Source organism: Roseibium alexandrii DFL-11, assembly GCF_000158095.2.
GTDB classification, from domain to species: domain Bacteria; phylum Pseudomonadota; class Alphaproteobacteria; order Rhizobiales; family Stappiaceae; genus Roseibium; species Roseibium alexandrii.
The window spans coordinates 5,262,942-5,289,412 of record NZ_CM011002.1 but is presented as its reverse complement, the minus strand read 5'-3'; the positions used below and the strand labels follow the sequence as shown (position 1 = coordinate 5,289,412).

Sequence of the window (26,471 nt, the reverse complement as noted above, 5' to 3'; positions counted from 1 at the left end):
CCTTTTAATTGCTCAACATCGTCTGAGGCAACCACAGGGCCAACCCCGGGAAGGCGACAAGCAGAACCAGCGCCACAACCATCAACAGGAAGAACGGCAAAGCCATACGTGCAACGGAGAAGATGTTGCGCCCCGTCATTCCCTGAATAACAAACAGGTTGAAGCCGACTGGAGGTGTGATCTGACTCATTTCAACGACAAGAACGATGAAAATCCCAAACCAGATCAGATCAAGGCCAGCCTGCTCCACCATGGGCAGGATCACGGATGTGGTTAGAACCACAACGGAAATCCCGTCCAGGAAACAGCCGAGGACAACGAAGAAGATCGTCAGCGCGAATAAGAGCACGTACGGTGACATGTCCATTCCGCCGATCCAGGAGGCCAGCTCCCGAGGGATGCCTGTGTACCCCATCGCGACGGTCAGGAAGGCCGCACCCGCAAGAATGAACGCAATCATGCAGGATGTGCGTGTCGCGCCCAGGAGACCGTCCGCAAAACTCTTGCGGTTCAAGGTCCCGGACACCCAGGACAACAAAAGCGCCAGCACGACGCCGATTGCAGCAGCTTCCGTTGGCGAGGCAAGACCAGCATAGATCGAGCCGATGACGCCAATAATCAGACCAATAACCGGGAAGAGGCGCCGCGTCGCTTTGATCTGCGTCCAGAGCGGAAGCTTTTCTTCCTTGGCCGGCATCTTGTCACGGTTCAGCATCGCCCAAACTGCGACATAGCCCATGAACAAAAGACACAACATCGCGCCAGGCAAGACACCTGCCATGAAGAGCCGCGCAATCGACTGCTCGGTAGCTGCGCCGTAAACGATCAAAATGATCGACGGCGGGATAAGCAAGCCAAGGGTTGCGGACCCGGCCAAAGTGCCGATCGCCAGTTTCTCGTCATAGCCACGGCTTCTCAGCTCCGGCAAAGACATTCGGCCAACCGTTGCGGCCGTTGCGGCGGAAGAGCCTGACACAGCCGCAAATATCCCGCAGCCCAGGATGTTCACGTGCAAAAGGCGGCCAGGCAGGTTCCGCATCCAGGGCGACAATCCGGCAAACATGTCTTCCGACAACCGCGACCTAAACAGGATTTCTCCCATCCAGATAAACATCGGCAAGGCCGTGAGGTCCCAGTGGTGAGACGCGCCCCAGACTGTGGTCGCCATGACCGGCCCGGCTGGAACAGAGACCAGCAGCATCATCGTAGCAAGAGCGACGGCGAACAGCGCAACCGCCACCCATATGCCCGTGGCAAGCGCGGCCAGCATGCCCAAGCCAAGCAAGAAGGATAGAAGAGAAAAATCCATTACTCGCTCCCTTCAATCGGGTCGTCGCGAACGACGGTTTCATAACTTGGCGCTTTTCCGGTCAAGGATGTGACGAGATCATCCAGCAGCGCAATCGCAAGGACGAAGAGCCCGAGTGTCATGACTGCCTGCGGAAACATGAGCGGGATCGGAATGATGCCGAAAGACACTTCGTTGTAGCGGTAGCTGTCCAGTACCAGTGCCAAAGCGTGCCAGGTAAAATACGCAGCGAGAGCGAACGCAACGGCTAGGGCCCAGATATTCAGGAGCCGGGCAACGGCCGGGCCCACACCCTGCAAAAGAATGGAAACCCGGATATGGTCCCCGTTGCGCAGTGTTCCGGCCAGCGCCAGAAAGGATGCGCCGACGAGAAAGAAACCGGCGATTTCAGCGAGCGACGGAACCAACAATCCCAGTGGTTCCAGGCCGACCAGGCCGCGTGCACCGTCCAGCAGCCGCCCCATGACCTGAAGAGATACAAGTAGAGCAATTGTCACAAGACAGCAGGCAGCCAAAACCGTTGCCGTCTTGTACAATCCATTGAGCGCATTTCGCATCCGCTCTCCCCCAATATTTAGCGGCAGAAAGAAAAACGCCGGGCAGTTCAGGCCCGGCGCTTTCCAGTCTTAGTTGGCCTTGTAGGCTTCCAGGATGGCAGTACCATCTTCGCCGGCCTGTTCTTGCCATTCTGTGGCCATTGTCTCACCGATTGCGGCAAGATCTGCAATCAGTTCGCTGCTCGGCTGGACAACGGTGATGCCGTTTTCGGCAAGAACTGCAGTCTTGGACTTGGTCTCAACTTTTGAGGCTTCCCAACCGCGGGTTTCAGCCGTGGCGGCAGCTTCCAGAACTGCAGACTTTTCCGCATCGTTCAACGCGTCAAATGCAGACTTGTTGACGATCACCATATTCTTCGGCAACCAGGCCTGCGTGTCATGATAATGGGTCAGGAAGTCCCAGGCCTTGGAGTTGGCACCGGTGGACGGGGATGTGATCATGGCCTCGACACGGCCTGTCGAGAATGCGGTCGGAATATCCGGCACTTCAATCTGCGTCGGGATGGCGTCTGCCAAAATCGCAAGACGCTCAGTCGCCGCATTGTAGGCGCGGAATTTCAGTCCGGACAGGTCAGAACCTTTTGTCACTTCGTTTTTCGCGTAAATGCCCTGTGGCGGCCACGGCACCGTGTAGAGGAGCTGAAGGCCCTGTTCGGCAAGTTTTTCTTCAAGCGCCGGTTTGGACGCCTGATACAGTTTCCAAGCCTGGTCATAAGACGGGGCGAGGAACGGAACAGAATCCACGCCGAAGACAGCATCTTCGTTTGAAAGACGCGACACCAGAACCTCACCGATCGGTGCCAGGCCCTTACGGACCGCGTTCTTGATTTCTGGATGCTTGAAAAGCGATCCAGCTGAATGAAGTTGAATTGTCAGTGAGCCGCCAGTCTTGTCTGCAACTTCATCGGCGAACGCTGCAATGTTCTGGGTGTGGAAATTGCTATCACCATATGGGGTCGGCATGTCCCACTTGGTTTCGGCAGCAGCGGCAGTAAGGCCTGCAACGCCAAAGGCGGCAGCAGCGGCAAACGTCATCCCGGCCTTTGCCAGGGATCGTGACTTCAACATGATGTTCTCCTCTTAGAAGCAAAGGGGTTTCTTGAACCTGAGCAGGGCAGCATGACGGCGTTTTCTGCGAACGCCCATCCACGGCTGCCAACTAAACGCTAATCCGGAAAAGATAAAACATCAACATTTTATCGATAAATTCTTTTCAAAAATCTCAGAAGCACGGAAAAACAAAGCCTCCCGGGGAGTAACTCGAATTCTCCGACACAGAATTGGATGTTTTAATACAATTATTGAAAGGTAAATTAGGCCTTCTCTACCATACCGCGTATATGTATGTCTTCGCCTCACCTCTGCAATGATATCCGAGGTGCCGCGGAGACCCGTTTTAGGACTGCTAAGGGGTGCTGCTAAGGTTTATCTAGCCCGGTAGATCGGTCGTAGACCTGAAGATCGGTTTTAGAATGGTGGGCGAACTTGGCAAACGATGATGTCTCATGCGGGACAGCTGGTCTGGCCAAAACCTGCCCGCTGCCCCACGACAGCGCGGCGCAGAACGAGAGCAAACAAAACAATCGATGGCACCCCAATCGCCGTAATAGGCATTTGGACGCCCCAGAGGCTTGTAAAAAGGAAGCTAAACACGGCGAGCGCAATGCTTAATTTCTCAAAACTCAGATACCCGCTCTCATTCCCCTGCTGGATAAGCAGCAACACAGGAATAACCAAAAGAGCCAGATCATAGTCCAGCAAGTAAGGCGTAGAGAGGCATGTCCCGATAACCAGTAAACTGCCCTTGAGGGTCATCGGCAGATCCTGGCGCCATGACCACACAACAGCTCCAACCGATGCCAAAGCGAAGCCAACTTGTACAATCATTCCAGCCGTGTTTCCAACCCCGAATTGGCGTAACCAACCTAGAATGGAGGCATATTTGTTTGCCGGCGTTTGGCCGCTTTCCAGCCAGTCGCGAGCAAACGCAATGGTCTCAATAAACGCGCGCCAGACCTCCGCCCCAAAGACAACCCAGCTAGCAGTGGCAAATAACAAGGTCGTCACGGCGGCTGATGCAAATGCTCGGTATTCACGACCGGCCAAAAGTGCAAACGGGATCAAGATTCCCAATTGAGGCTTGTAGCTCAGCAATCCAATCAGAATGCCGGCAAGAACCGGCCGATCACGATCCAGCGCTCCAAGTGCTCCGGCCAATAGCGCAGTATTGAGCACGGCGTTTTGCCCGTGAATGATCCCGGAGATCACTGTCGGAAAGAAAATCAGGATCCAGAGAATTGCCCGGTCACGCAGCAAATACCTGCAAGCCACTGCCAACGCGATGACTTGAAGCGCCTCAAACAAAAGCGCAGAGGGCCGATAAGGCAACATGGAAAATGGCGAAATCACCATCAACCAGGTCGGCGGATAGAGAAATGGGAGTTCTCCTTGACCGAACTCTTCAAACTGAAATGAATTTAGAAGCTGATAATTGTAGGCCTCAACTGCGGCTCCCTGGACCGCAAAAAAACCCGCAGACCAGAAACTCACGAAGTCCGGAAACATGGGACGTTCCGCGAAGACCATCTTTAATATTTCAAACCCAAACCTCAGAACCAGCACAGCCCCAACAAAAGTCAGAGTGAACATGAGAACACTGTCCGCCACTGGATTACTCATGCGCAATCCATAGCGGAACGTTCCCGACTCGGTGAGCGGGTTTGAACCACCAGTACTCTTCATGTGCACATCATCCCGCGCTTTGGCTCCCTCAAAAAGACGCATACAAAACAAGCCTTAAACTCCGGGTAAAAGAAAATTCGATTTTTTCATCGACATTTTATCGATAAAATGTCAGCATAAATCCATCGATGGCGGATAACGCGTCTGCCCGGCAGGTCTATCGCCGGCAGGAAAACATAAAGATGAGGGATAAAATGACAGCCAAGTGGGACTTTTGGATCGATCGCGGCGGCACATTTACGGACATCGTTGGCCGCGCACCGGACGGAACCCTCCATCCACACAAGGTCTTGTCAGAAAACCCGGAAGCCTACCGTGATGCCGCCATTCAAGGCATTCGCGAACTTCTCGGCGTTGAAAAGGGTCAACCAATCCCGTCGGACAAGGTCGCGACGGTCAAGATGGGCACAACCGTTGCCACCAACGCGCTGCTGGAGCGCAAGGGTGAGCGCACCGCCCTCTTCATCACGCGCGGTTTCCGGGACGCGCTGGAGATCGGCTATCAGGCCCGCCCGCACATCTTCGCCAAGGAAATCATCAAGCCGGAACTGCTTTATGAGCGCGTCTATGAGATTTCGGAACGCGTGCAGGCTGACGGCACTCTCGAACAGGCTCTTGATGAAGCACGGGCCCGTAGCGAAATGCAGGCCGCTTGGGACGCTGGGATCCGTTCCATCGCAATCGTCCTGATGCACGCTTACGCCTACCCGGCCCACGAGCAAGCTCTGAAGAAAATCGCCCAAGAGATCGGCTTCCCGCAGATTTCGGTCTCTCATGAAGTCTCGCCGCTGATGAAACTGGTCGGTCGCGGCGACACCACCATCGTTGATGCCTACCTGTCTCCGATCCTGCGCCGTTATGTGAACCAAGTTCAGGAAGAGCTGGGCGAAGGCCCGCGCCTGATGTTCATGCAGTCCTCCGGCGGTCTGACTGCTGCGGACCTGTTTCAGGGCAAGGACGCGATCCTCTCCGGTCCGGCGGGCGGTGTTGTCGGTGCTGTCGAAACCTCGGCAATGGCCGGTTATGACAAGATCATCGGCTTCGACATGGGCGGCACCTCAACGGATGTCTGCCACTATGATGGCGACTATGAGCGCGCCTTTGAAACGGAAGTTGCCGGTGTGCGCATGCGCGCGCCGATGATGATGATCCACACGGTCGCAGCTGGCGGCGGCTCGATCCTCCATTATGCGGACGGCCGGTTCAAGGTCGGTCCGGACAGTGCGGGCGCCAACCCGGGCCCCGCTTGTTACCGCCGCGGCGGTCCTTTGACCGTCACCGATGCGAACCTGATGACCGGCAAACTGGCGCCGGAATTCTTTCCGAAAATCTTCGGCCCGAACCAGGATCAGCCGCTGGATGGCGATGTGGTGCGTGAGAGGTTTGCCACACTGGCAAGCCAGATCGGTGACGGCCGGGCACCGGAGGAAGTCGCTGACGGCTTCCTGAAAATCGCTGTCGAAAACATGGCAAATGCCATCAAGAAGATTTCCGTTCAGCGCGGCTATGATGTCACCGAATACGCCCTGACCTGCTTTGGCGGCGCGGGCGGCCAGACCGGCTGCAAGGTCGCCGACAGCCTCGGCATGAAGACGGTCATCCTGCATCCGTTCTCCGGCATCTTGTCCGCCTACGGCATGGGCCTTGCCGACATTCGCGCTGACCGTCAAAAAGCGGTCGTCAAAACCATGACCGAGGAGCTGCTTCCCGAGCTGGATGCGCTGCGCAAGGACCTCAGCGCCCAGACCGAAGCCGAACTCGACAGACAGGGTGTGACAGAAGACGCCCGCCGGACGGTCGCGACTGCACATTTGCGCTATGACGGCACCGACACCCCCCTGCCTGTTCTTCTCGGCACAGTTGATGAAATGCGCGCAGCCTTTGAGGATGCGCACAAGAAGCAATTCGGCTTTGCCTATGACAACAAGCCGGTGGTGGTCGAAGCCCTTGAGGTGGAAACCGCCGGCGGCGGCGCAGGTCTTGTCGAGCCGGACCTTACCTTGGCGTCCGATGTTCCAGCCGCAGCAAAAGGCACACGGATTTACTCCGAAGGCCAGTGGCATGATGCCGGTATCTTCAAGCGTGAGACCCTCAAGCCCGGTATGAAAGTCATGGGTCCGGCGGTGATCATTGAACCGCATGCGACCATTGCCGTCGAAGATGGCTGGCAGGCCGAGATCAACGCCAAGGATCATGTCATCCTTCACCGGGTTGTGCCGCTCAAGCGGGCCGACGCCATCGGCACCCACGCCGATCCGGTCATGCTGGAGGTGTTCAACAACCTCTTCATGTCCATCGCCGAACAGATGGGTGTCACGCTGCAGAACACAGCCTATTCGGTGAACATCAAGGAACGCCTTGACTTCTCCTGCGCCGTCTTTGATGCCAGCGGCGCCCTGGTCGCCAACGCGCCGCACATGCCGGTGCACCTTGGGTCCATGGACCGGTCCGTTGAAACCGTGATCAAGCTGAACATGGGCAAGATCAAGCCGGGCGATGTGTTTGCGCTGAACGCTCCGTATAATGGCGGCACACACCTGCCGGACATCACGGTCGTCTCGCCGGTTTTCGACAATGCAGGCAAGGAGATCCTGTTCTGGGCCGCGTCCCGCGGTCACCACGCAGATGTCGGCGGCTCCGCGCCGGGTTCCATGACCCCGCTTGCCACCAAGGTGGACGAGGAAGGTGTCCTCTTCGACAACTTCAAGCTCGTCGATCAGGGCCGTTTCTGCGAGGCCGAACTCGTCAACCTGCTGACGGATCACGCCTATCCGGCCAGAAACCCGCATCAGAACGTTGCCGACCTCTCCGCACAGGTCGCGGCCAATGAAAAGGGCATTCAGGAATTGCGCAAGATGGTGTCCCACTTCGGTCTGGACGTCGTTCAGGCCTATATGGGCCATGTTCAGGACAACGCCGAAGAGAGCGTGCGGCGGGTCATCGAAGCCCTGAAAGACTCAGAGTACGAATACCCGACAGACCAAGGCTCAACCATCAAGGTCAAGATCACGGTCGATAAAGACAAGCGCGAGGCAACGGTCGATTTCACCGGCACCTCCGCCGTTAAGCCGAACAACTTCAATGCGCCAGAACCGGTCACCCGGGCTGCAATCCTCTATTGCTTCCGCGTGATGGTTGACGGCGATATCCCGATGAACGCCGGCTGCCTGAAGCCGATCAACATCATCATCCCGGACGATTGCATGTTGCGCCCGTCTTATCCGGCAGCCGTTGTTGCGGGCAATGTGGAGACGTCCCAGCACGTCACCAATGCAGTCTTTGCAGCACTTGGCGCGATGGCAAACAGCCAAGGGTCGATGAACAACCTGACCTTCGGCAACGACACCTACCAGTACTATGAAACCATCTGCTCAGGCTCCCCGGCAGGCCCCGGCTTCAAGGGTACGGACGGTGTTCATGTGCACATGACCAACTCGCGCCTGACCGATCCGGAAGTCCTGGAGTTCCGCTTCCCTGTGCTTCTGGAGGATTTCCACATCCGGAAAGGCTCCGGCGGCAAGGGCAAATGGTCGGCGGGTGACGGCACCAAACGTACGTTGCGTTTTCTGGAAAAGATGGACTGCGCCATCCTTGGCTCCCACCGCACCATCGAGCCGAAAGGCATGGAAGGCGGCGAGAACGGCGAACTTGGCCGCACCGAGGTCCGCCGTCTGGACGGAACGGTACAGCCGCTCAAGGGCTGCGATCAGACCATTCTGGAGCCGGGTGAAGCCGTCACGGTCATCACCCCAACAGCTGGCGGCTGGGGCAAGGCCTAACCTTCTGCCAAAGTTATATATTCGAGGGCGGGGATGATCCCCGCCCTCTTTTGTTTTCTGAGCCCGACTTACGGTTTCCCAAGATGCATTTTCCTAGCCTGCCTCAACATGAAATTTCTTTGTTTTCGCCACAAAGACCCACTCTCACCGCTGGCAATTGATAGGGAAATCCCTACATCTGCTGCAACCGGCCAAAATGGCCCTCAAGAGGAGACGAAAATGCCTGCTGCCGCCCGCCGCCTGCGCAAGACGACAGCCTTCATGATCGTTGCGATCGCAACGATGTTTGCCGCAACTGACTATGCCGAAGCCCGAAAAGGCGGGTTCGGCGGATTTGGCAGCAGAGGCAGCAAAACCTACTCCGCACCGCCCGCGACCAAAACCGCGCCGGAAACAGCAGCACCCGTTCAACGGTCTATGACGCCCCAGCCTGCACAGACACAGCGGACCACTCCGGGCGCTGGCGGACAAGCTGCAAATGCACAGCGCCCTGGCCTCTTTGGCGGGTTCGGAGGCGCCTTGCTTGGCGGCTTAATGCTCGGAGGTCTCGTCGGAATGCTGTTTGGCGGCGGCCTTGGCGGCTTCGCCGGGTTCCTCGGCCTGATCCTTCAAGTCGGCCTTATCGTTTTGCTGGTCAGCCTCGCCATGCGCTTCTTTCGCTCCCGGCAACAACCGGCAACCGCTGGCCCAAACCCTTTTGAACGGGCGCCCAACCAACCAGCACCAGACCAGAACGCATCTCAGGCAACCCCGTTCAGCTTTGGCGGTGGTGGAGCCAGTGGCTCAACTTCTCAAACCTTTGACCAGCCGGCAACCCAGCCTTATGAGGCAACAGCAGCAGACCTTGACCGGTTTGAGGACATGCTGAGCGAAGTTCAGTCCGCCTACGCCAGTGAGGACTATGCCGCGTTGCGCCAGCTGGCAACACCGGAAGCCATGTCCTATCTGGCAGAAGAACTCGGCGAACTCGCCTCAGCCGGCAAAAAGAACGTTGTTTCGGATGTCAAACTGCTCCAGGGCGATGTTGCCGAATCCTGGAACGAAAATGGAAATGACTATGTAACAGTCGCTATGCGCTACAGCGCAGTCGATTACATCGCCAAACGGGACAGTCATGAGGTCATTTCCGGAGACCCGGATGCGCCTTCCGAAAGCACAGAAGTCTGGACATTCGTCCGCAGCTCCGGCGGTGACTGGCTGCTGTCCGCCATCCAGGGAACTGGGTAAACCAGCAAACCCTCCGCCGTGCCCTCCATCCGGCACGGCGGAGTGCTGGGTAAACCTGCCCTTAGGCATAAGTTTCAAACCAAAATCGAAACGCTCGTGTGTCAGCAGCAACGCCCGATGCCGAGAACTGACCACCTTATTTTCACAGGATTGAATTTTTGTAGTTTCGTCATCGTGAATTCTATCATAAATTGCAAAACTTTTTCTTTGAACGATAAAATTTACCGTTTCTTCAACTGATCAGCATCAGTCTACATAAAATTACGTAGCGTTTTTAGGACCTTCCAATCAATAAGCGCAGGAGATTCTGCGATGGCACTTTCACGTCAGGTATCCGCAACGGTTGCAACGAAAATACTTGGGCTGGTCGCCTTTCTTTGTGCTGGGCTCATCGTGGTGGCGGGTGTCTCCGTCTACCAGATGTCCATGATTGGCAAGGAACTGACCAACATTGCCGAAAAAGACATTCCGCTGACAACAGCGATCAGTCACGTTACCAACCATCAACTGGAACAAGCTGCCCTCGTCGAACGTCTCATGCGTCTTTCCGGCCTGGAAGCTGGCGAAGAGAAGCACGCAATTGGCGATGTCAAATCTGCAATCTTGAAACTTGAGGTCCAGGTCGCTGACGAAATCCTGAAAGCTGAGGACCTGGCAAAATATGCCCTGGACAATGCCGCTTCAGAGATTGAAAGGACAGAGTTTGAAAGTGCCCTCAATCAACTCAAACGGATCGAGGCCGAATACGCGCAATACAAGTCACACGTTGATGAAGTCCTGCATTACATAGATGCAGAAGACTTGGCCGCAGCAGCTGCGATCGTCCTCACCTTAGAGGAAGAACAGGAACGTCTTGACCGGGAACTGATCGCCCTTCTTCAGGAAATCGAGCAATTTACTCTGGCAGCGGCTCAGGCTGCAGAAGCCCATGAAAAACAGGCTTTTCAGCAGATCATCTGGACAGCCGTCATCTCTCTTGGTCTCTGTGTGACCGGCTCGGTCCTCTATGCGCGTTTCGGTATTGCTATGCCGTTGAAGGAGGTCTCCAACGGCCTGAAAAGCCTGGCCAATGGCGATACGGACGTTTCAGTCAAAGTCAGGTCGCGCGATGAGATTGGCGCGGTTGCCGAGGCTTTTGAAGTCTTCCGGCAAAACACAATTGAAATGCAACGGTTACAGACCCAAGCCCGCGAAGAAGAAGAGCGCGCTGTTGAGGAGCGGCGGGAGACACGCTTGCGTTTGGCGGACGAACTGGAGCGGGTGATGATGACCAGCTGCTCGGAAGTTCAATCGGCCTTACAAAAACTGTCGGTGCACGCGGATGATCTTGCTCAAATGAGTTCCGATACGATCAATCGCTCCCATACGGTCGCCGCAGCTGCTGAACAATCCACGGCCAGCGTCCAGTCCGTCGCATCAGCCGCCGAAGAACTTGCCGCTTCGATCCAGGAGATTGCCCGGCAGGTTACCTTAGCGAACACATCAACGGACCAGACCTCCAAACAAGCTGAAACCTCGGAAGAAACCGTCTCGTCCCTGTCGGTTGCAGCGAGTGAGATCAATGATGTGCTTAAGCTCATCACGGATATTGCCGGTCAAACCAACCTGCTGGCCTTGAATGCCACGATCGAAGCAGCCCGTGCAGGAGAAGCCGGAAAAGGGTTCGCGGTCGTTGCGTCCGAAGTCAAAGCCCTAGCCACACAAACCGGCCAAGCGACCGAACAGATCGGCTCTCAGCTGACCGGAGTTCAGTCTGGCGCGGCTTCCTGCTCGGTTTCCATTCAAGATGTGGTGCGCTCCATGACCGATGTCCGCGACAAGATCGCTGGCATTGCCTCGGCGATTGAAGAACAGGACGCAGTGACGTCCGAGATCGCCAAGAACGCCTCGGAAGTGGCGCATGGCAGCACGGAGATTTCAGAAAACATTACCCAGGTTAACCGCTCGGCCGAGGCTTCCGGTGAAAAACTGAAAGATGTCGTGGGCGGGGTTGAGCTCGTCGCAACTCAAATCAACACGGTCCAAACAAGCCTTGATGACTTTCTGGGGCATCTCCGAGCGGCTTGAGACCGCCCAGCTGCCTGCTCAATCCTGATTACGGGCCTGGAGCGCCAGCGCAACCAGGGTTTCCCGAAGCCGTGCGGGATCTGCGAGCCGCTCCTTGAACCACAGGCGCACAATCCGATCTCCCGCCACGAGGTCGAGCCCCTCAGGGTCGAGGCAGGCAAGCCGCCAGTTGGCGTCTTCGGCTTTCAGGAGAACTTCGGCATAAAGTTTGATGGCGTCGCGGTGGTCCTCGTTCATGTGATCGACCGCGCCGCTTTCCATCGCCGACCAGGCCTGCACGTCGGCAGCATCGGTCAGAAGATCATCCTTGCCGAGTTCAAACGCCTTGCCGAAGCCACCATTCAGGCTGGCCCGCTGTAGATCCAGGGCAAAGAACGAGAAATCACCGAAATCTACATAAAGCTCGGCCTTGGGGTTGCGAGAGAGGTAGCGCCGGCGCAAACGCGCATGCTCTTCGGTTTCCCGCTCTACACGGCGCGCTTTGCAGAACAAAGAAATTCTCGGATGGGCTAGCGGGTCCCCTTTCCCCGGTTCACCAACCAGCAACGAACAGGCGGGGTTGGCGAGGATCGCACTTGTGTGACCGGACAAAGTGCTGGTGAGGATCACCGGCGTTCCATCAAGATCTGTTGCAACGGCAACCCGGCTCGCAAGGGGACATCCGGTGTCAGGTTCCAAGGCTGCCAAGGCGCCGAAGCGGGCCGTCCGGATCAATTCTTTGGCCAGTTTCCGGGCCTCGTCATCCGTATCCCGGATCACCGACTTTTCGTTATTTGCTTGATTTTCCTGACTATCTGCCATGCGGCCTCCTGCTTGGGACACACAACCTGAGAAACCTGAACACAAGATGAACGGCGATCTCAGGACCGGTTCAGCGCGCTTTGGGCAATGTTGCATCATCAAATCACGGCAGCGCAAATGGCGCGCCCCAAACGGAGAGTAAATCGATGCAAACCTTCGCTAAACGCATCCTGGCCGTTGCCCTGACCGGCGCCCTAATGTTGCCGGCGGTATCTGCCGCAGAAGCAGGCCCGCGCGATGGCTGGCGCCATGGTGGCGGCTGGCATGAGGGCCATCGCCCGCACCGCGGACACAACCGGCATAATCACAAGCACAAACATATTCATAAGCACAAGAACAACAACAACGTTGGCGCGGCCATCGCAGCCGGTGTCATTGGACTTGCTGCCGGTGCAATCATTTTGGGGGCAACCAGCAAGCCGTCCTATGCTGGCCCGCCCCGTGGCCCGGCATATCCCTACCCGCGTGCGCCTTATCCGGGTCCCGTAAGTGGACCGGTCGGATTTCAACCCTGGAGCCCGGCCTGGTACGACTATTGTTCGTCGAAGTACCGGTCTTTCAATCCATCGACCGGAACATTCACCACCTACAGCGGCGTTCAAAAATTCTGCCAGTAAATAGCAGACACTCGGAGGGTGGAAATACTATCCCTCGAGACCTCAATGACCTGAGGCGCACAGCGACAGGCCAGCCGAACTGGCCACCCGCTGCCGCCGCTTTTTGGTTTAAGCGTCTTGCGACCTGCCTAGTCAGCCATCGTCTCGATTGAGGCAAAGCTTTCCGGTTCTTCACCCGCATCAAACGGAGTATCCACCTCGATAACCGTATCTGGGTAGAAGCCGTTAAACCGTGTCCTGAGAGACAGGCTGTATGCGCCGATATGGCCGATTTCGATCCAATCCCCGGTGTCCACCGTCTCTGGAAGCCAGAACGGCCGGGAGAGAATATCAACGCTGTCACAGGTTGCCCCGCAGACCTTAAACGGCACGATGTTGCCGGCCTTGCCAGAGCGTGTGCGCCGCGCAGGGTCCGGGATAAAGCGGGCCGGCAAGGTGATTTTGCCGGTCCAGCTGTCCGAGAGAGACGCCCAAATCCCATCATTGATATAGAGCCGCCGGCCTTTCTTCAAAAGCACCCGGACGATCAGGGATATGGACCTTGCCACGACGACCCGGCCTGGTTCTGCCACCAACGGAATATCGTCAAACGCCCATTCGGCAATGTCTGAGCGGATTTGTCCCATCAACTCTTCAAGGGTCGGCAAATCGGGTACCTTGCGTCTCGGATCATGGCCGTAAACAGCAGGAAAACCGCCGCCAACATCAAGCTCGACAATCGGAACGCCAGCGCGGGAGCGGATCCAATCAGCTGAGGCCAGTGCCCGCTCATAGGTTTCCGGCTCCTCAATCTGACTGCCGACGTGGAAACAGAGACCGCACTTGAAGCCGATCCTGTGAATGCGTTGCAGAAGTTCAACAGCATGTCCCGGCGCAGCGCCAAATTTCTTCGACAACTCATACGCTGCATGGCCCTTGGTAGCGATCCGCACAAACAGTGTGATTTTCGCGGGATCTATATCCAGAGCCCGGACAATCCGGAGGATCTTTGCCACCTCGTCTTCATGGTCGAGTGACATTACCCGGATACCGTATTGTTCCAGGGCGAGACGGATATCGGATTGCGCCTTGATCGGGTGCATGTAGAGCATCTCCGCCTTCGGCGATGCTTCACGCACGGCGGCAAACTCTGCCGGAGATGCCACATCAAAACAATCATACCCCGCCGCCGCCAATTCCTTCAGAACAAAGGGTTCACCGTTGGTTTTTACGGCATATGCTGTTTTCCCAGGAAACAGCTTTTTGAAGTTCTGCGCATCCGCGCGGAGCACCGATGGCCGGAAACAATAAATTGGGTGATCCGGACGCAAGTCCAAGGCAACTTCAGCAGCAGTTTTGTAACGCTCCATACGTGGCTCCGATCGTTTCATCATGACGATGAGAGGAACAAGCCATGGCTAAGATTGCAAGCCGTGACCGGAAATTACTGACAAATGAGATAGGTACAGTCCTTGCCGTGACAGCCCGTATCCAGATGAAAATGAGCTTCATGGTTGGGATCGGCATCCGGCCCCAGTACGGTTGTAAAGCGCTTGCAAGCTGCTGCATGGACTGCCCTTAGAAACTTGCCCGGGGCCGTCTCCGGTTCCGGCCAGTCTTTCATAACCGAAATGACATCCCCATTTGCGAGCCGGAAACCGGATACGTCGACCGCCTTGCCAAGTGCGTGCTCGGAAAGCTTCCCATCCGGGAGATTGTCGCGGCGCCGGCACTGATATCCCGGTCCTGTCAGGAGCCCGGTGACGTCCATGCCCAACTCATTGCGGGCAGCCGGAAGAACATCTTGCCGGATCCAATCCGCCACCACCCGTGCAAACTCGCATGTGATCATGACAGGTCCTGGAAAGGAGATTTCATCTCCGCTTTTCAAGCCGACTTTGGTCACGGCGACAACATTTTCAAATCCGCAGCCGTTGTCCGTCTCGATCGGCACGCGTTGAACAAATGTCACACTCGGCAGGTTGCAGATTTGTTCAGTCACCCGCTGGATCATTGGGTCTGCGGGCTTGCCTGGTTCTGCGTCCGGCTTTTTCCTCGGCAGGTCGACACCTTCAACAAATCGGTCTTGAGTGCCTGGTGCGAGCGGCTTTGAAGAGGGGGCTGGAGGAGAAACTTCCTTACCAAAGGCCGGTGAAAAGGCAGCAAACAAGCTAAAACATAACAAAAAAATCAAAGCCTGCATTTCGTCCGATCCGGCTGCGACGATCACACCGATATCATTGTCGATTTCGGTCCAGAGGTCTATGGTCGCGAACCAGAATGAAGATTGGTACCAAAATGACCCTTGAACTTTATCTCGCTTATGTCGCTGCAACCCTCATCGTTTTGGCCATTCCCGGCCCGACGATCATGCTCGTCGTCAGCTACGCGTTGACGCAAGGACGGAAATCCGCGGCTGCAAGCGTGATGGGAGTGGGCCTTGGAGATGCAACGGCTGCCGCCGCCTCGCTGTTGGGCCTGGGCGCGTTGCTGGCCGCATCAGCGACGGCATTCACAGTGCTCAAATGGGTCGGCGCGGCTTATCTCGTCTGGTTGGGCCTCAAGATGTGGCGCAGCCGTCCGTCGGCGCTCGGGCCCCACACCGTTGCCGACATTCCGGCCGGCAAGATCTTCTGGCACGCCTATGTGGTAACGGCGTTGAACCCGAAGGGTATTGTCTTCTTCATGGCATTTCTGCCGCATTTCATCGCACCGCAGGCCCCCGTCGTTCCGCAGCTGTTCCTGCTGGGGATCACCTTCGTTGTACTTGGGATCGTGAATGCCGCTGTTTATGCGTTCGCGGCAGCAGCCGTCGGCCAGAAACTTCGCAGCCCGTCCTTGCTCAGGCTGATAAATCGTGTTGGCGGCGGATTTCTGATCTCTGCAGCCGCGATGACGGCAACCTTGCAAAGATCAAGCAGCTGAGCTCACAACAACGCCAGCGCTGGAGAGATTTTTCATCGACATGGCAAAGATATGCAAAGGGTTACGGCGTAGTCCTTGACCGCGGCTCACCTGTGGGCAGCAAAAGGCGCTTTCTTCGGTGACTGAGACGATGGCTCGCCTGCCGTTCCTGCCGGCTTGGCGGCCGCGGCCTGAGATGTTTGCCGCAGTACCTCCAGCGATCTCTTGGCACCTTCAACGCTCATGAGTCCAAAGCGCTGGATCGCTTCGTTCAACTCCATTCCACCAATGTTCAGGCGCTGCGCCCGCATCATCAGGATGTCCTTGTAGGCCTCGGCCCTGACATTGTTGGCCTTGCAAAGTATAATAAGCGGTTTGTCGTTCGGGCTGAACAGCAATTGAGACACAGCCGCAGGCGGCAGATCACTCAATCCAGCCAGCAAAAGGGCAAGTTCCGTTGCCTGCCCTGCCTTTGCAAACTTGCGGACAGCCTCGTCGACCATTTGGCGGCCGCTTTTGATGTCTTTGACGAGCGCCTTCACCTGGAGCTTTGCCCGCTCAATCGATTCCAGCTGGTTTTTCTTCTTTTCCTTCGAGGCCTGCGCCAGCATCTGTGCCAGATAATTGTCTTTGCCCAATGCAAGCACTTGTTTTTGAAGCTCTTCGGTCAAAAGCGGCAGAAGAACCTGGCCGACCTCAAGAGGCAGATCTGGCCGCCCGATCAAAGCGGCTTGCACCGCTTCATCCCGGCCAACCTTGTCGACGATTGTCATGAAAGAGTTATCAGCGATTACCGCGCCCTCATTGGCAGCGACCTTCGACAACACGGACGGATCTCCACGATCAACGAGGACAGAAGTTACAGCCTCTTCAATCGGAACTCTTTCTGCGATCGCTTCAAGATGGTCCATGGACGCCGCGGAAGCGATCTCAACCAGGTCCTCAGACTTCAAAACGGGCGAATTCGTAAGGACGGGTTCAGCGACAGCAAGGGTATCTTTCGCCAATTCCAGCATGAGTTGATGCGGCGCAAAATGGTCTTTCGAGACCCGTTCGGCGAGCTCTGCCCGGGAGTCTTCCTCCAGATCGCCCAATAATTTGAGAGCGATGTCCCCGAACAAAAAAGCCGCGTTCTCACCGCGGGCATCACCAGCAGCCAGAAACATCTCAGTCAGCGTTGCAATAAGGCTTTTGCGGCCTGCTGTGCTTGAATCCTTTGCAAGATCAGCAAGCTTTGCCAATTCGGTCATTCTCTCTCCGCAGCGCGCTACGCGTTGATGTGTACACAGTACCGCGACCGGCTTAATAGACCACTACCTGGGATGCCCAGATTTTAGTTGCCTTATTCACGAAATCACTTGGCTGCAACCTGAGGGATAAAACACCGCTGCGATGCAGCATCTTTTTTTCTTCGCTTCTCGTTAAGACTGCATTAATGTCAGCGGCTGTGACCGATGTGACGGGAGGAATACAGATGACTCTTGTACGTAACCTGAACATGATCGCATTCTTTGCAGCCTTTGCGTTTTTGGCTGCAATTGTTCTGGGACTGATCTGAGATCTCGAGGTTGGTCCGGCAGGGAAATAGAATTGTAGCGCCTGCCAAAGCGCTTCAAAAATAGGCTGGACCGGAATTTTTATCTGCAACGAGGAATGAAAAAAGCAACCAAAACAACACCGATCGGCTGCACATAAGAGCAACACGAAATGTTAAGTGCAGCGGAGTGAGTGACTGAGTTGCAGACAACGTGAAAAGAGATTCACGGGGGCGTACAACATGGAAAACCGGCGTGGGCTTAAGAAGCCGCGCCGGTTTTTTCATTCTCTCTCGGGTTTGGGAGCGGGACGCTGCGCGTCTTAGGCTGCCAGTTGCTCCGCAAGCGATATCGCATCCGCGCGCTTGTCCGGATTGACCATCAGCTGATCGGCTGCGATCACGGTCACATCAGTGATGCCCAGGAAACCAAGGAAGTGCTTTAGGTAGGTCGTTGCGAAGTCGATTTCAGACCCGGCCTGTGTACCACCGGACGCCACTGCTATGATCGCCTTTTTGTCTTTCAAAAGACCCACAGGACCGTTCTCGGTGTACTGGAACGTCTCCCGAGCGCGCGCGACTTGATCGATCCAAGCCTTCAAAGCTGCAGGCACCGAAAAATTGTAAATCGGTGTACCAATGACAACCACGTCCGCTGCCTTCAGCTCTGAAACAAGCGTATCGGAAACGGCGAGTTTCAAGCGCTGCTCGGGAGTGCGCTCAGCCGGATCTGTAAAAGTTGCTCCGACCCAGGTCTCATCGATAAACGGCAGACCTTGAGACACGTCGCGGGTCAGGATCTTCGCATCCCGGTTCGCCGTCGCAAGCGACTTGACCAGCGTCTCAGTCAGCTCTCGCGTTACGGAGCCGGTTTTGCGTGCGGATGCGTCAATATGCAGGATCGTTTTAACATCAGAGCTCATCGGTCTCTCCAGAGTCATGTCGCCAGCGGACATCGCCGGTTTGTTCATGAATAAGAGATAATAAACTCAACCAAGATCGACTATATGTTAAATTGTGAACGGTTTATTCGAGGACACGTAACAATCGATCCAATCGGGCTGATAAAAAAATCCCCGGCGTCAGGCCGGGGATCCTGAACGTTGGCCAAGACAAAACGCAGTTTACCGGTAAGGCGCCTTGCCGAATGCATTGATCGTCTCAAGACGCTCCAGATTGATGATCGCTGACAGCATCAAGCGATCCTGGCTCCAGTCCGCAGGCTTTTGGATGGCCAGCCCGGTGAGGAACACCACCGCTGCCATCGGAACAATCACCATGGCCACCAGCCAGGTATGCGGCTTGGCGCGGTCTTGTTCCATCAACGCTTCGACACGGCTGCGGAGCTTTTGGGATGGCGAGCGCCGAAGCAAGCGGTCCTGCACCTCGATCAGCGCGACAGCTGCAACGCTGGATCGGTTTTGGTTCGAAAAGGCTTCGCGCTTTTGAATTCCGGCCTTCGCGGCACGCAACAGGCACATGCAATAGGACTTCAGATCCACTTGCGCGTTCTCCGCGACCTTTTGATCGCAAGCCAGTTCACGCAGGCGCTCGACCTCCGACTTCCAGATGTAAAAGAACGGGTTCCAGAAAAACAACGGGCGCAGAAGTTCCAGACCGATCTCCCACGTCACATCCCCTTGCCGCAGGTGCTCAAACTCATGTTTCAGAACCAGCTTGAGGTCTTCGCTCTGGGTTAGCAACTCGCTTGGCAATACCACGTAATTCCGGGTCAGGCCGCGGGCCGAATACGGAACAACGGCTGTGTCTGAGAGCAAAAGCCGGAGCCTGCCGTGGTCCCGCCAGACATGACATGAGGCCAAAGCCCGGTTCAGCTGAATGAAGCCTTTGGCGAGTTTCAGCCCGAAAAACGTGACACCTGCAAGGAAGACTGACACGATCCCCGCGCCGAGCACCGAGGTCAGGGACAGGATTTCCGAAGACAGCTGTCCTCGCAGGCCCAGAAGAGACTGGAAATCCTGCGCCGGAATGGCAATACCACCCCGCAAATATTGCGAGACGACCATATCAGACAAATTCACGGACATGGCGCCGGGAACAACACCGGCATCCAGAAGGTGACGATAAAGGGCAACGGCTCCCGGGGAGAGCGCGGTGATGACAAACAAGCCATTCAACAGACCGAGCTGAACGGAATAGGCCAGTTTGACGCCCAGTCGCTCCAGGACCAATTTCGCGACCAGCCAAACCACCGCCGTGATGGCGAAAGTTATGTTGAGGTCGATGTAGATATCGAAAATCTGGTTAGGTAGCGTCATCTGTCCTCCTCCTGTCCAGTAACGCTCTTATTTCCTCCAGATCGTTCTGCGAAAGATCGTAGTCGTCGACGAGACGCGCCACCAGCGAGGCGGGCGTCCCGTCAAACAACTTGTCTGACAAGTTTCGCAAGGAACGGGACTGGTAGGAATCTTTGGAGAGCCGCGGGGAATAGATCAGTGTCTTCCCATCTTTTCGGCTGTCCACGAAGCCCTTTTCATCCAGGATCCGCATGATCGTTGCACAGGACGTATAGGCAAGTTTTCTCTCCGGCGGCAAACATGCGAGGACATCCCGCACGGAACCTTCGCCGATTTTCCAAAGTTCAGTCATGAACTCCAGTTCGACTTCGGTGAGCAACTCGTTGCTTTTACGCTTTCTCATTCTCGTCCTGCAATCATGCGGTTCGGATGGAACTTAACATCCCTATTTTTGCACCATCTCTTGCGAAACTTCCACGCCTAATCTTTACGTCCGGCCGGCACTAAACCTTCCAGAAGCAGAAGAAACCCCAGCCAATGCTGATCGCCAACGGCCACCACAGCGGCATCCCGACCAGACCCAGCCAGGCCAGGAAGATATAGGCCGTTCCGAGCAGCGTGATGAAGAGGCGATCGCCGCGGGTCGTGGTCAGGCGAAGAATGCCTACGCGTTCCGCACCACCGGGGAATTTCAGCTCGAGCACCGTCAGGAACCCGATTGCGCTGAAGATGCCGACAAACAACAGGGCCGTCGGCCAGGTCCAGGCCATCCATCCCAGCATTACACCCTCCCCAGGGCAAAGCCCTTGGCAATGTAGTTACGGACAAAGTAGATCACGATCGCGCCCGGGATAATCGTCAGTGTCCCGGCGGCCGCCAGAAGCCCGAGTTCATACCCTGCAGATGACGCGGTCCGTGTCATGACGGCGGCAATCGGCTTTGCCTCAACGGCCGTCAGTGTCTTGGACAGAAGCATTTCTACCCAGGAGAACATGAAGCAGAAGAACGCCGCTACACCGACACCGGACTTGATGGCCGGCAGGAAGATGGTCATGAAGAACCGCGGGAAGGAATATCCGTCCACATAAGCGGTCTCATCCAGTTCCTTCGGCACACCGCTCATGAACCCTTCCAGGATCCAGACCGCCAGCGGCACGTTGAACAGGCAGTGTGCAAGTGCAACAGCCAAGTACGTATCGAACAGACCAACGGCGGAATAAAGCTGGAAGAACGGCAGTGCGAAGACGGCGGCCGGCGCCATCCGGTTGGTGAGCAACCAGAAGAACAGATGCTTGTCGCCCACGAAAGAGTAGCGGGAGAAGGCATAAGCTGCCGGCAGAGCCACACACACCGAGATCACCGTGTTCAGTGTCACGTAGATGATCGAGTTGATGTAGCCCCAGTACCATGTCGGATCGGTGAAGATCTCGATGTAGTTCTCGAACGTCCAGGTCTGCGGGAACAAGGAGAACCCGGAAAGGATCTCGTTGGTGGTTTTGAAACTCATCGCGACGAGCCAATAAATCGGCAACATCAAGAAAAGAATGTACAGGATGGGAACCAGATTTCTCATTCTCATGATGGTTCTCCTCAAGCTTTGTTGTCGTCTTTCGTCATCAGCGTGTAGAACAACCAGGAGGTCAGCAGCGTGATGGCGAAGTAGATGAGGGACATGGCGGCAGCCGGACCAAGGTCGAACTGACCAAGGGCGATTTTCACCAGATCGATGGACAGAAGCGTGGTCGAGTTGCCAGGACCGCCGCCGGTCAAGACGAACGGTTCGGTGTAGATGTTGAAGCTGTCCATGAAGCGGAGCAGGATCGCGATCGTCAGGACCGTTTTCATCTTCGGCAACTGAATGAAGCGGAACACAGCCCAGTTGGACGCACCATCGATCTCAGCAGCCTGATAGTAGGCGTTCGGAATGGACACCAGACCAGCATAGCTCAGGAGCACGACCAGAGACGTCCAGTGCCAGACATCCATGACGATGATCGTCACCCAGGCGGCAACCGGATCCTGGGTCATGTCGTAGGAAATGCCCAGCGTGTGGTTCAAGAAGTACCCGAGAAGGCCGATATCCGGCAAGGTGAAGATGTTCCACATCGCACCGACCACGTTCCACGGGATCAGCATCGGCAGAGCCATCAGAACGAGGCAAACCGGAACCCAAGGCCCCTTCTTCGGCATCGAAAGCGCAATCGCAATGCCAAGAGGGATCTCGATGATCAGGATCATAAAGGTGAAGAAAAACTGCCGGCCAAGCGCATTATGGAAGCGTTCAGACTGCAGAACCTCCTGGAACCAGCGAAGGCCTTCCCAAAAGAAGAGGTTGTCGCCAAAGGTCTCCTGAACGGAGTAGTTCACAACGGTCATCATCGGGATGAGCGCGTTGAACGCCACCAGAAGGAGGACCGGAAGAACAAAGAACCAGGCGCGTTGATTTTGCGTTTTCATCAGGCAGCCTCCTCTGGGGAACTGGCCAGCCAGCCGTCCTTGTAGAGACGGGTCTGGGATTGTTTGAACTGAAGCTTGACGGCCTCACCGGCACTTGGCGCCTCCCCTTCCAGGATCGCGTGAATGCGGCTGTCATGAGCGATGGCTTCCACCACCTTGTGACGGCCAACATCCGCAACCTTGCGGACAACGGCTTCAACGCCCTGTCCGTTGGAGGCAATGGAGACAAACTCCGGACGAATACCGACTTCAGCGCCGCCATCTGCGACGTCCTTGGCCGGACCCTCAAGGCTTACTTGTTCACCGCCGAAGAAGGCAGCGCCGCCTTTCACATTACACGGCAAAACGTTCATGCCCGGAGAACCGATGAAGTGTCCAACGAAGGTATGCGCAGGCCGCTCGAACAACTCGACAGGGGTGCCCATCTGAACGATTTCGCCATCCTGCATCACCACGACCTTGTCGGCGAACGTCAGAGCTTCGGTCTGATCGTGCGTCACGTAGATCATGGTCGCCTTCACCCGCTGGTGAAGTTCCTTCAGTTTGGAGCGGAGCTTCCACTTCAAATGCGGATCGATCACAGTGAGCGGCTCATCGAACATCACGACGTTAACGTCCTGACGAACGAGACCGCGGCCCATGGAGATCTTTTGCTTGTTGTCCGGCGACAGGTTTGCCGCACGGGTGTTCAGCATGTCCGTGACTTCAAGCATCTCGGCAATCGCGGTGACCCGCTGCTTGACGATGTCCTCGTCACGGCCCCGGTTGCGCAACGGGAACGCCAGATTGTCGTAAACAGTCATCGTGTCGTAGATGACCGGGAACTGGAACACCTGAGCGATGTTGCGCTGTGCCGGCGGCAGAGACGTCACGTCCTGATCGCCGAAAAGGATCTTACCTTCCGAGGGAACGAGCAGACCGGAAATGATGTTGAGAAGCGTGGACTTGCCGCAGCCGGACGGTCCAAGAAGCGCATAGGCTCCACCGTCTTCCCACGTCAGATCGATCTTCTTCAGCGCATAGTCAGCATCACTCGTTGGATTTGGGTGATAGCTGTGACGCAGATTTGAAAGCGTGATTTGTGCCATGAAGTCCTCTCCTTACGCCACCAGCTCGCCACTCGGGGCAAAGAAGAAACAGTGGTTCGGATCCAGATAGAAGGTGTGGACCTCACCGACAAAGTACGGATGCACCCCTGGAGACAAAGACACCCAGGACTGGCCGTCCATATCGAAGTGCGCGCTGCTTTCAGAACCGCTCAGCTCAGTGACCTGTACGTGCCCCTCAAGGCGCACCGTGTTGTGCTCGGTCTCGACCGGCATGACGTGGTGCGGGCGGATAGCCAGCATATAAAGTCCGTCGGAAAGACCAGCGGCCGCACCGGAGAGTTTCCAGCGGGTTTGGTCATTCAGGATGACCTCCTCACCTTGCTTAGAGACCTCGGCCGTGTTGATCGGCGGGTTGGAGAACACCTTCGCAGCATCCAGATCTTTTGGCTGCCGGTAGATCTCTGCCGTTGGGCCAAACTGAACAACGTTGCCGTCGGTCATGAGGGCCGTGCGCCCGCCCAGAAGAAGTGCTTCTTCAGGTTCCGACGTCGCATAGACAACGACGGCGCCGCGTCCTGCAAACAACTCCGGAAGCTGATCACGCAATTCTTCGCGCAGCTTGTAATCGAGGTTGGCAAGCGGCTCATCGAGAAACACCGCATCGCTTTCCTTGACGATTGCTCGTGCAAGTGCACACCGCTGCTGCTGCCCGCCGGACAACTCATGTGGGTTGCGCTGCAGATACGGCCCCAGCTTCATCAAGCCGGCGGCCTCTGCTACGCGATCGGCGATCTCCGACTTGGCAACACCGGCCACTTTTAGCGGCGAGGCGATGTTGTCGAACACCGTCATGTGCGGATAGTTGACGAAGAACTGGTGAACCAGGCTGATATTGCGCTTCTGCGCACTCAGGCCGGACACGTTCTTGCCATTGATAAAGATTTCACCGGTCGCGAGACTGTCGAGACCTGCCATCATCTTGATGAGGGAGGTTTTCCCGGATCCGGTTTCTCCGAGCAGAACATTGAAATGCCCTGGTTCGAGAGACAAGGTGGTTTCCTTCACATGGGTGATAGAGCCCACGCGCTTACTGACGTTTTTAAGTTGTAGAGACATTTTTTATGCCCGCGTCCGTCCAGGCCCAAGCGCGATTTTATTGCCGCAGCCGCCTGTCACATTCGGATCGGTGAAGGACCGGGGGCAAGCCCCGGTCCGATGTTTTGGTCAAGACAGACCAGGTGATCACTGCTGCCAGCGAGCAACCAGTTCGTCGTAGTTGACGGTTTCGCCCTGCGGCTTCTCGTTTGCGAGCTTGGCCTTCGGAGCACCCGGCTGAGACAGCCAGTATTCTGCGTCACGCTCTTCATTCAGACGCGGTCCGCAACCACCGTAGACGTTGGCACGCTCATCAGCCTGCTGCATACGGGACATGACGATGTCCATTTCTTGCGCGAGGCGATCCATAGCCTCTTGCGGGGTGAAGGCACCTGAGTTCACGTCACCGATCTGCTGCCACCAGATCTGGGCCAGCTTCGGATAATCCGGAACGTTAACGCCGGTCGGGGACCAGGCAACACGATCCGGGGAGCGGTAGAACTCAACCAAGCCGCCGAGTTTCGGCGCTCGCTCGGTGAAGGACTCGTGGTTGACGGTGCTGTCGCGAATGAACGTCAGACCCACGTGGCTCTTCTTGGTGTCGACTGTTTTGGAAACAACGAACTGAGCGTAAAGCCATGCAGCTTTTGCGCGGTCAACCGGAGTGGACTTCAGGATCGTCCAGGAACCCACGTCCTGATAACCGACCTTCTGGCCTTCTTCCCAGTAAGGACCATGCGGGCTGGGAGCCATACGCCACAACGGGGTACCCTCGTCGTCCACAGTGTTGTTGCCTTCAGACTTCGGCTTCACCATGTCCGCGGTGAATGCGGTGTACCAGAAGATCTGCTGAGCAACGTTGCCCTGGCTCAGAGCCGGCAGAGACTGGTAGAAGTCGAAGCTTGCAGCGCCTGGAGGCGCATAGTTGCGCAGCCACTCATCCCACTTGCGGATCGCGTAAACAGCCGCCGGGCCGTTTGCAGCACCACCGCGGGATACTGATGCACCAACCGGGTTACATGTGTCGGCTTCCATGCGGATGCCCCACTCGTCAACCGGAACGCCGTTCGGCTCGCCTTTGTCGCCTGCACCGGCCATGGAGAGCCATGCATCGGTCATGCGCCAGCCGAGATCAGGAGCGCGCTTACCATAGTCCATGTGACCGTAAATCGCGACGCCGTCGATTTCTTTGACATCCTTAGAGAAGAACTCAGCAATGTCCTCGTAAGCGGACCAGTTAACCGGAACGCCGAGATCGTAGCCGTATTTGTCCTTGAAGGCCGTTTTCAGGTCTTCACGGTCAAACCAGTCTTTACGGAACCAGTAGAGGTTCGCGAACTGCTGGTCGGGAAGCTGGTACAGATCGCCATCCGGACCGGTGGTGAACTGGATACCCATGAAGTCGTCGAGATCGAGACCCGGGTTGGTCACGTCTTTTGCGTCGCCTGCCATCCAGTCGGTCAGGTTGTAGGCGAGCTGCAGACGGGAGTGCGTACCGATCAGGTCGGAATCGTTGACATAAGCGTCATAGAGGTTCCGGCCAGTCTGCATCTGTGTCTGGACTGCCTGCACCACTTCACCTTCACCGAGGATCTGGTGGTTCACCTTGATACCGGTGATTTCCTCAAAGGCTTTGGTCAAAACCTCAGACTCGTAAGAGTGAGTCGGAATGCCTTCAGACAGAACGTTGATTTCCATGCCATCGAACGGTTCTGCGGCCTGAATGAACCACTGCATTTCTGCAAGTTGCTCATCCTTTGTCAGAACGGATGGCTGGAATTCCTGGTCGATCCACTTTTGTGCTGCCGCCTCATCGGCAAAAGCAGACCCTGCTCCTGCAATCACGGCACTGGCCGCAACTGCGCAGAGAAGATACTTGCGCATCTTTATTTCCTCCCATGAGAGTATCTATGCCGACTTTTATCCGGCTGTGACAAATTGGACTCAGGGAAGCCGCATTGTCAAACTAAAAATTTAGTAGATAGTTTGAGTGGGATTATTTGGATATAAGATATTGAAAAATATGGATTTTCTCGAAATAAGATCGTTTGATATTTGCGACTTTTAGGACAAAACGAAACCCGAAACAGCGCAAT

22 protein-coding genes are annotated in these 26,471 nt (G+C 56.1%); 5 read left to right on the top strand and 17 right to left on the bottom strand.

Annotated elements, in window-relative coordinates; all coding sequences use genetic code 11:
* Nucleotides 1-4 precede the first annotated feature (4 nt).
* The 4 genes from SADFL11_RS24380 to SADFL11_RS24365 all read right to left on the bottom strand — a co-directional run bounded on the left by SADFL11_RS24380 (nucleotide 5) and on the right by SADFL11_RS24365 (nucleotide 4,608).
* Nucleotides 5-1,309: a TRAP transporter large permease gene (locus SADFL11_RS24380; protein ID WP_040450868.1), complete on the bottom strand. Its 1,305-nt coding sequence runs from the start codon at nucleotides 1,307-1,309 to the stop codon at nucleotides 5-7.
* Complete coding sequence (locus SADFL11_RS24375; protein ID WP_008189020.1) at nucleotides 1,309-1,866, bottom strand: TRAP transporter small permease; 558 nt, start codon at nucleotides 1,864-1,866, stop codon at nucleotides 1,309-1,311. The genes SADFL11_RS24380 and SADFL11_RS24375 overlap by 1 nt, the downstream gene beginning before the upstream one ends.
* Nucleotides 1,867-1,935: 69 nt before the next feature.
* Nucleotides 1,936-2,934, bottom strand: coding sequence for a TRAP transporter substrate-binding protein (locus SADFL11_RS24370; protein ID WP_008196228.1), 999 nt, complete (start codon nucleotides 2,932-2,934; stop codon nucleotides 1,936-1,938).
* Nucleotides 2,935-3,369: 435 nt separating this feature from the next.
* On the bottom strand, nucleotides 3,370-4,608 hold the full coding sequence (locus SADFL11_RS24365; protein ID WP_167579031.1) for a glycosyltransferase family 87 protein: 1,239 nt from the start codon (nucleotides 4,606-4,608) through the stop codon (nucleotides 3,370-3,372).
* Nucleotides 4,609-4,802: 194 nt separating this feature from the next.
* Between SADFL11_RS24365 and SADFL11_RS24360 the strand changes: the two genes are divergently transcribed.
* The 3 genes from SADFL11_RS24360 (at nucleotide 4,803) to SADFL11_RS24350 (ending at nucleotide 11,681) form a co-directional block, all read left to right on the top strand.
* Nucleotides 4,803-8,387 (top strand): hydantoinase B/oxoprolinase family protein, encoded by a 3,585-nt coding sequence (locus SADFL11_RS24360; RefSeq protein WP_040452375.1) that lies wholly within the window; start codon nucleotides 4,803-4,805, stop codon nucleotides 8,385-8,387.
* A gap of 219 nt (nucleotides 8,388-8,606) precedes the next feature.
* On the top strand, nucleotides 8,607-9,614 hold the full coding sequence (locus SADFL11_RS24355; protein ID WP_008196804.1) for a Tim44 domain-containing protein: 1,008 nt from the start codon (nucleotides 8,607-8,609) through the stop codon (nucleotides 9,612-9,614).
* A gap of 312 nt (nucleotides 9,615-9,926) precedes the next feature.
* A complete protein-coding gene (locus SADFL11_RS24350; protein ID WP_008189962.1) occupies nucleotides 9,927-11,681 on the top strand; it encodes a methyl-accepting chemotaxis protein in 1,755 nt (584 codons plus the stop codon).
* A gap of 18 nt (nucleotides 11,682-11,699) precedes the next feature.
* Here SADFL11_RS24350 and SADFL11_RS24345 read toward each other — a convergent pair whose 3' ends face one another.
* On the bottom strand, nucleotides 11,700-12,482 hold the full coding sequence (locus tag SADFL11_RS24345) for a HugZ family pyridoxamine 5'-phosphate oxidase (RefSeq protein WP_040450869.1): 783 nt from the start codon (nucleotides 12,480-12,482) through the stop codon (nucleotides 11,700-11,702).
* A gap of 146 nt (nucleotides 12,483-12,628) precedes the next feature.
* On the opposite strand from SADFL11_RS24345, the gene SADFL11_RS24340 reads away from it, so the two are divergent.
* A complete protein-coding gene (locus tag SADFL11_RS24340; RefSeq protein WP_040450870.1) occupies nucleotides 12,629-13,099 on the top strand; it encodes a BA14K family protein in 471 nt (156 codons plus the stop codon).
* A 128-nt stretch (nucleotides 13,100-13,227) separates the two neighbouring features.
* Here SADFL11_RS24340 and SADFL11_RS24335 read toward each other — a convergent pair whose 3' ends face one another.
* Nucleotides 13,228-14,448: an alanine racemase gene (locus tag SADFL11_RS24335; RefSeq protein WP_008193984.1), complete on the bottom strand. Its 1,221-nt coding sequence runs from the start codon at nucleotides 14,446-14,448 to the stop codon at nucleotides 13,228-13,230.
* 74 nt (nucleotides 14,449-14,522) lie between these two features.
* A complete protein-coding gene (locus SADFL11_RS24330) occupies nucleotides 14,523-15,080 on the bottom strand; it encodes an extensin-like domain-containing protein (RefSeq protein ID WP_167579030.1) in 558 nt (185 codons plus the stop codon).
* Between the two features lie 296 nt (nucleotides 15,081-15,376).
* Between SADFL11_RS24330 and SADFL11_RS24325 the strand changes: the two genes are divergently transcribed.
* On the top strand, nucleotides 15,377-16,003 hold the full coding sequence (locus SADFL11_RS24325; protein ID WP_008197372.1) for a LysE family translocator: 627 nt from the start codon (nucleotides 15,377-15,379) through the stop codon (nucleotides 16,001-16,003).
* 86 nt (nucleotides 16,004-16,089) lie between these two features.
* Here the strand turns inward: SADFL11_RS24325 and SADFL11_RS24320 are convergent, their stop codons facing one another.
* The 10 genes from SADFL11_RS24320 to SADFL11_RS24275 all read right to left on the bottom strand — a co-directional run bounded on the left by SADFL11_RS24320 (nucleotide 16,090) and on the right by SADFL11_RS24275 (nucleotide 26,259).
* Nucleotides 16,090-17,232 carry a DUF2336 domain-containing protein gene (locus SADFL11_RS24320; protein ID WP_008191751.1) on the bottom strand — a complete coding sequence of 381 codons (1,143 nt, stop codon included), beginning with the start codon at nucleotides 17,230-17,232 and terminating at the stop codon, nucleotides 16,090-16,092.
* A gap of 607 nt (nucleotides 17,233-17,839) precedes the next feature.
* Complete coding sequence (locus SADFL11_RS24315; protein ID WP_040452379.1) at nucleotides 17,840-18,439, bottom strand: FMN-dependent NADH-azoreductase; 600 nt, start codon at nucleotides 18,437-18,439, stop codon at nucleotides 17,840-17,842.
* A gap of 201 nt (nucleotides 18,440-18,640) precedes the next feature.
* A complete protein-coding gene (locus SADFL11_RS24310) occupies nucleotides 18,641-19,795 on the bottom strand; it encodes a M56 family metallopeptidase (protein ID WP_008188631.1) in 1,155 nt (384 codons plus the stop codon).
* Nucleotides 19,782-20,177: a BlaI/MecI/CopY family transcriptional regulator gene (locus SADFL11_RS24305; RefSeq protein WP_008191933.1), complete on the bottom strand. Its 396-nt coding sequence runs from the start codon at nucleotides 20,175-20,177 to the stop codon at nucleotides 19,782-19,784. Before SADFL11_RS24305 ends, SADFL11_RS24310 begins: the two co-directional genes overlap by 14 nt.
* Nucleotides 20,178-20,277: 100 nt before the next feature.
* Entirely contained in the window at nucleotides 20,278-20,556 is a 279-nt protein-coding gene (locus SADFL11_RS24300; protein WP_040450871.1) for a DUF2160 domain-containing protein, read from the bottom strand.
* The gene (locus SADFL11_RS24295) at nucleotides 20,556-21,353 is read right to left on the bottom strand and encodes a carbohydrate ABC transporter permease (RefSeq protein WP_040450872.1); all 798 of its coding nucleotides are present in this window, start codon (nucleotides 21,351-21,353) and stop codon (nucleotides 20,556-20,558) included. Before SADFL11_RS24295 ends, SADFL11_RS24300 begins: the two co-directional genes overlap by 1 nt.
* Before the next feature lie 11 nt (nucleotides 21,354-21,364).
* Nucleotides 21,365-22,234 carry a carbohydrate ABC transporter permease gene (locus SADFL11_RS24290; protein ID WP_208981338.1) on the bottom strand — a complete coding sequence of 290 codons (870 nt, stop codon included), beginning with the start codon at nucleotides 22,232-22,234 and terminating at the stop codon, nucleotides 21,365-21,367.
* Nucleotides 22,231-23,319 carry an ABC transporter ATP-binding protein gene (locus tag SADFL11_RS24285; RefSeq protein WP_008189340.1) on the bottom strand — a complete coding sequence of 363 codons (1,089 nt, stop codon included), beginning with the start codon at nucleotides 23,317-23,319 and terminating at the stop codon, nucleotides 22,231-22,233. The genes SADFL11_RS24290 and SADFL11_RS24285 overlap by 4 nt, the downstream gene beginning before the upstream one ends.
* Before the next feature lie 12 nt (nucleotides 23,320-23,331).
* Entirely contained in the window at nucleotides 23,332-24,396 is a 1,065-nt protein-coding gene (locus SADFL11_RS24280; protein WP_040450873.1) for an ABC transporter ATP-binding protein, read from the bottom strand.
* A 126-nt stretch (nucleotides 24,397-24,522) separates the two neighbouring features.
* The gene (locus tag SADFL11_RS24275; RefSeq protein ID WP_008193438.1) at nucleotides 24,523-26,259 is read right to left on the bottom strand and encodes an ABC transporter substrate-binding protein; all 1,737 of its coding nucleotides are present in this window, start codon (nucleotides 26,257-26,259) and stop codon (nucleotides 24,523-24,525) included.
* Nucleotides 26,260-26,471: the final 212 nt, after the last annotated feature.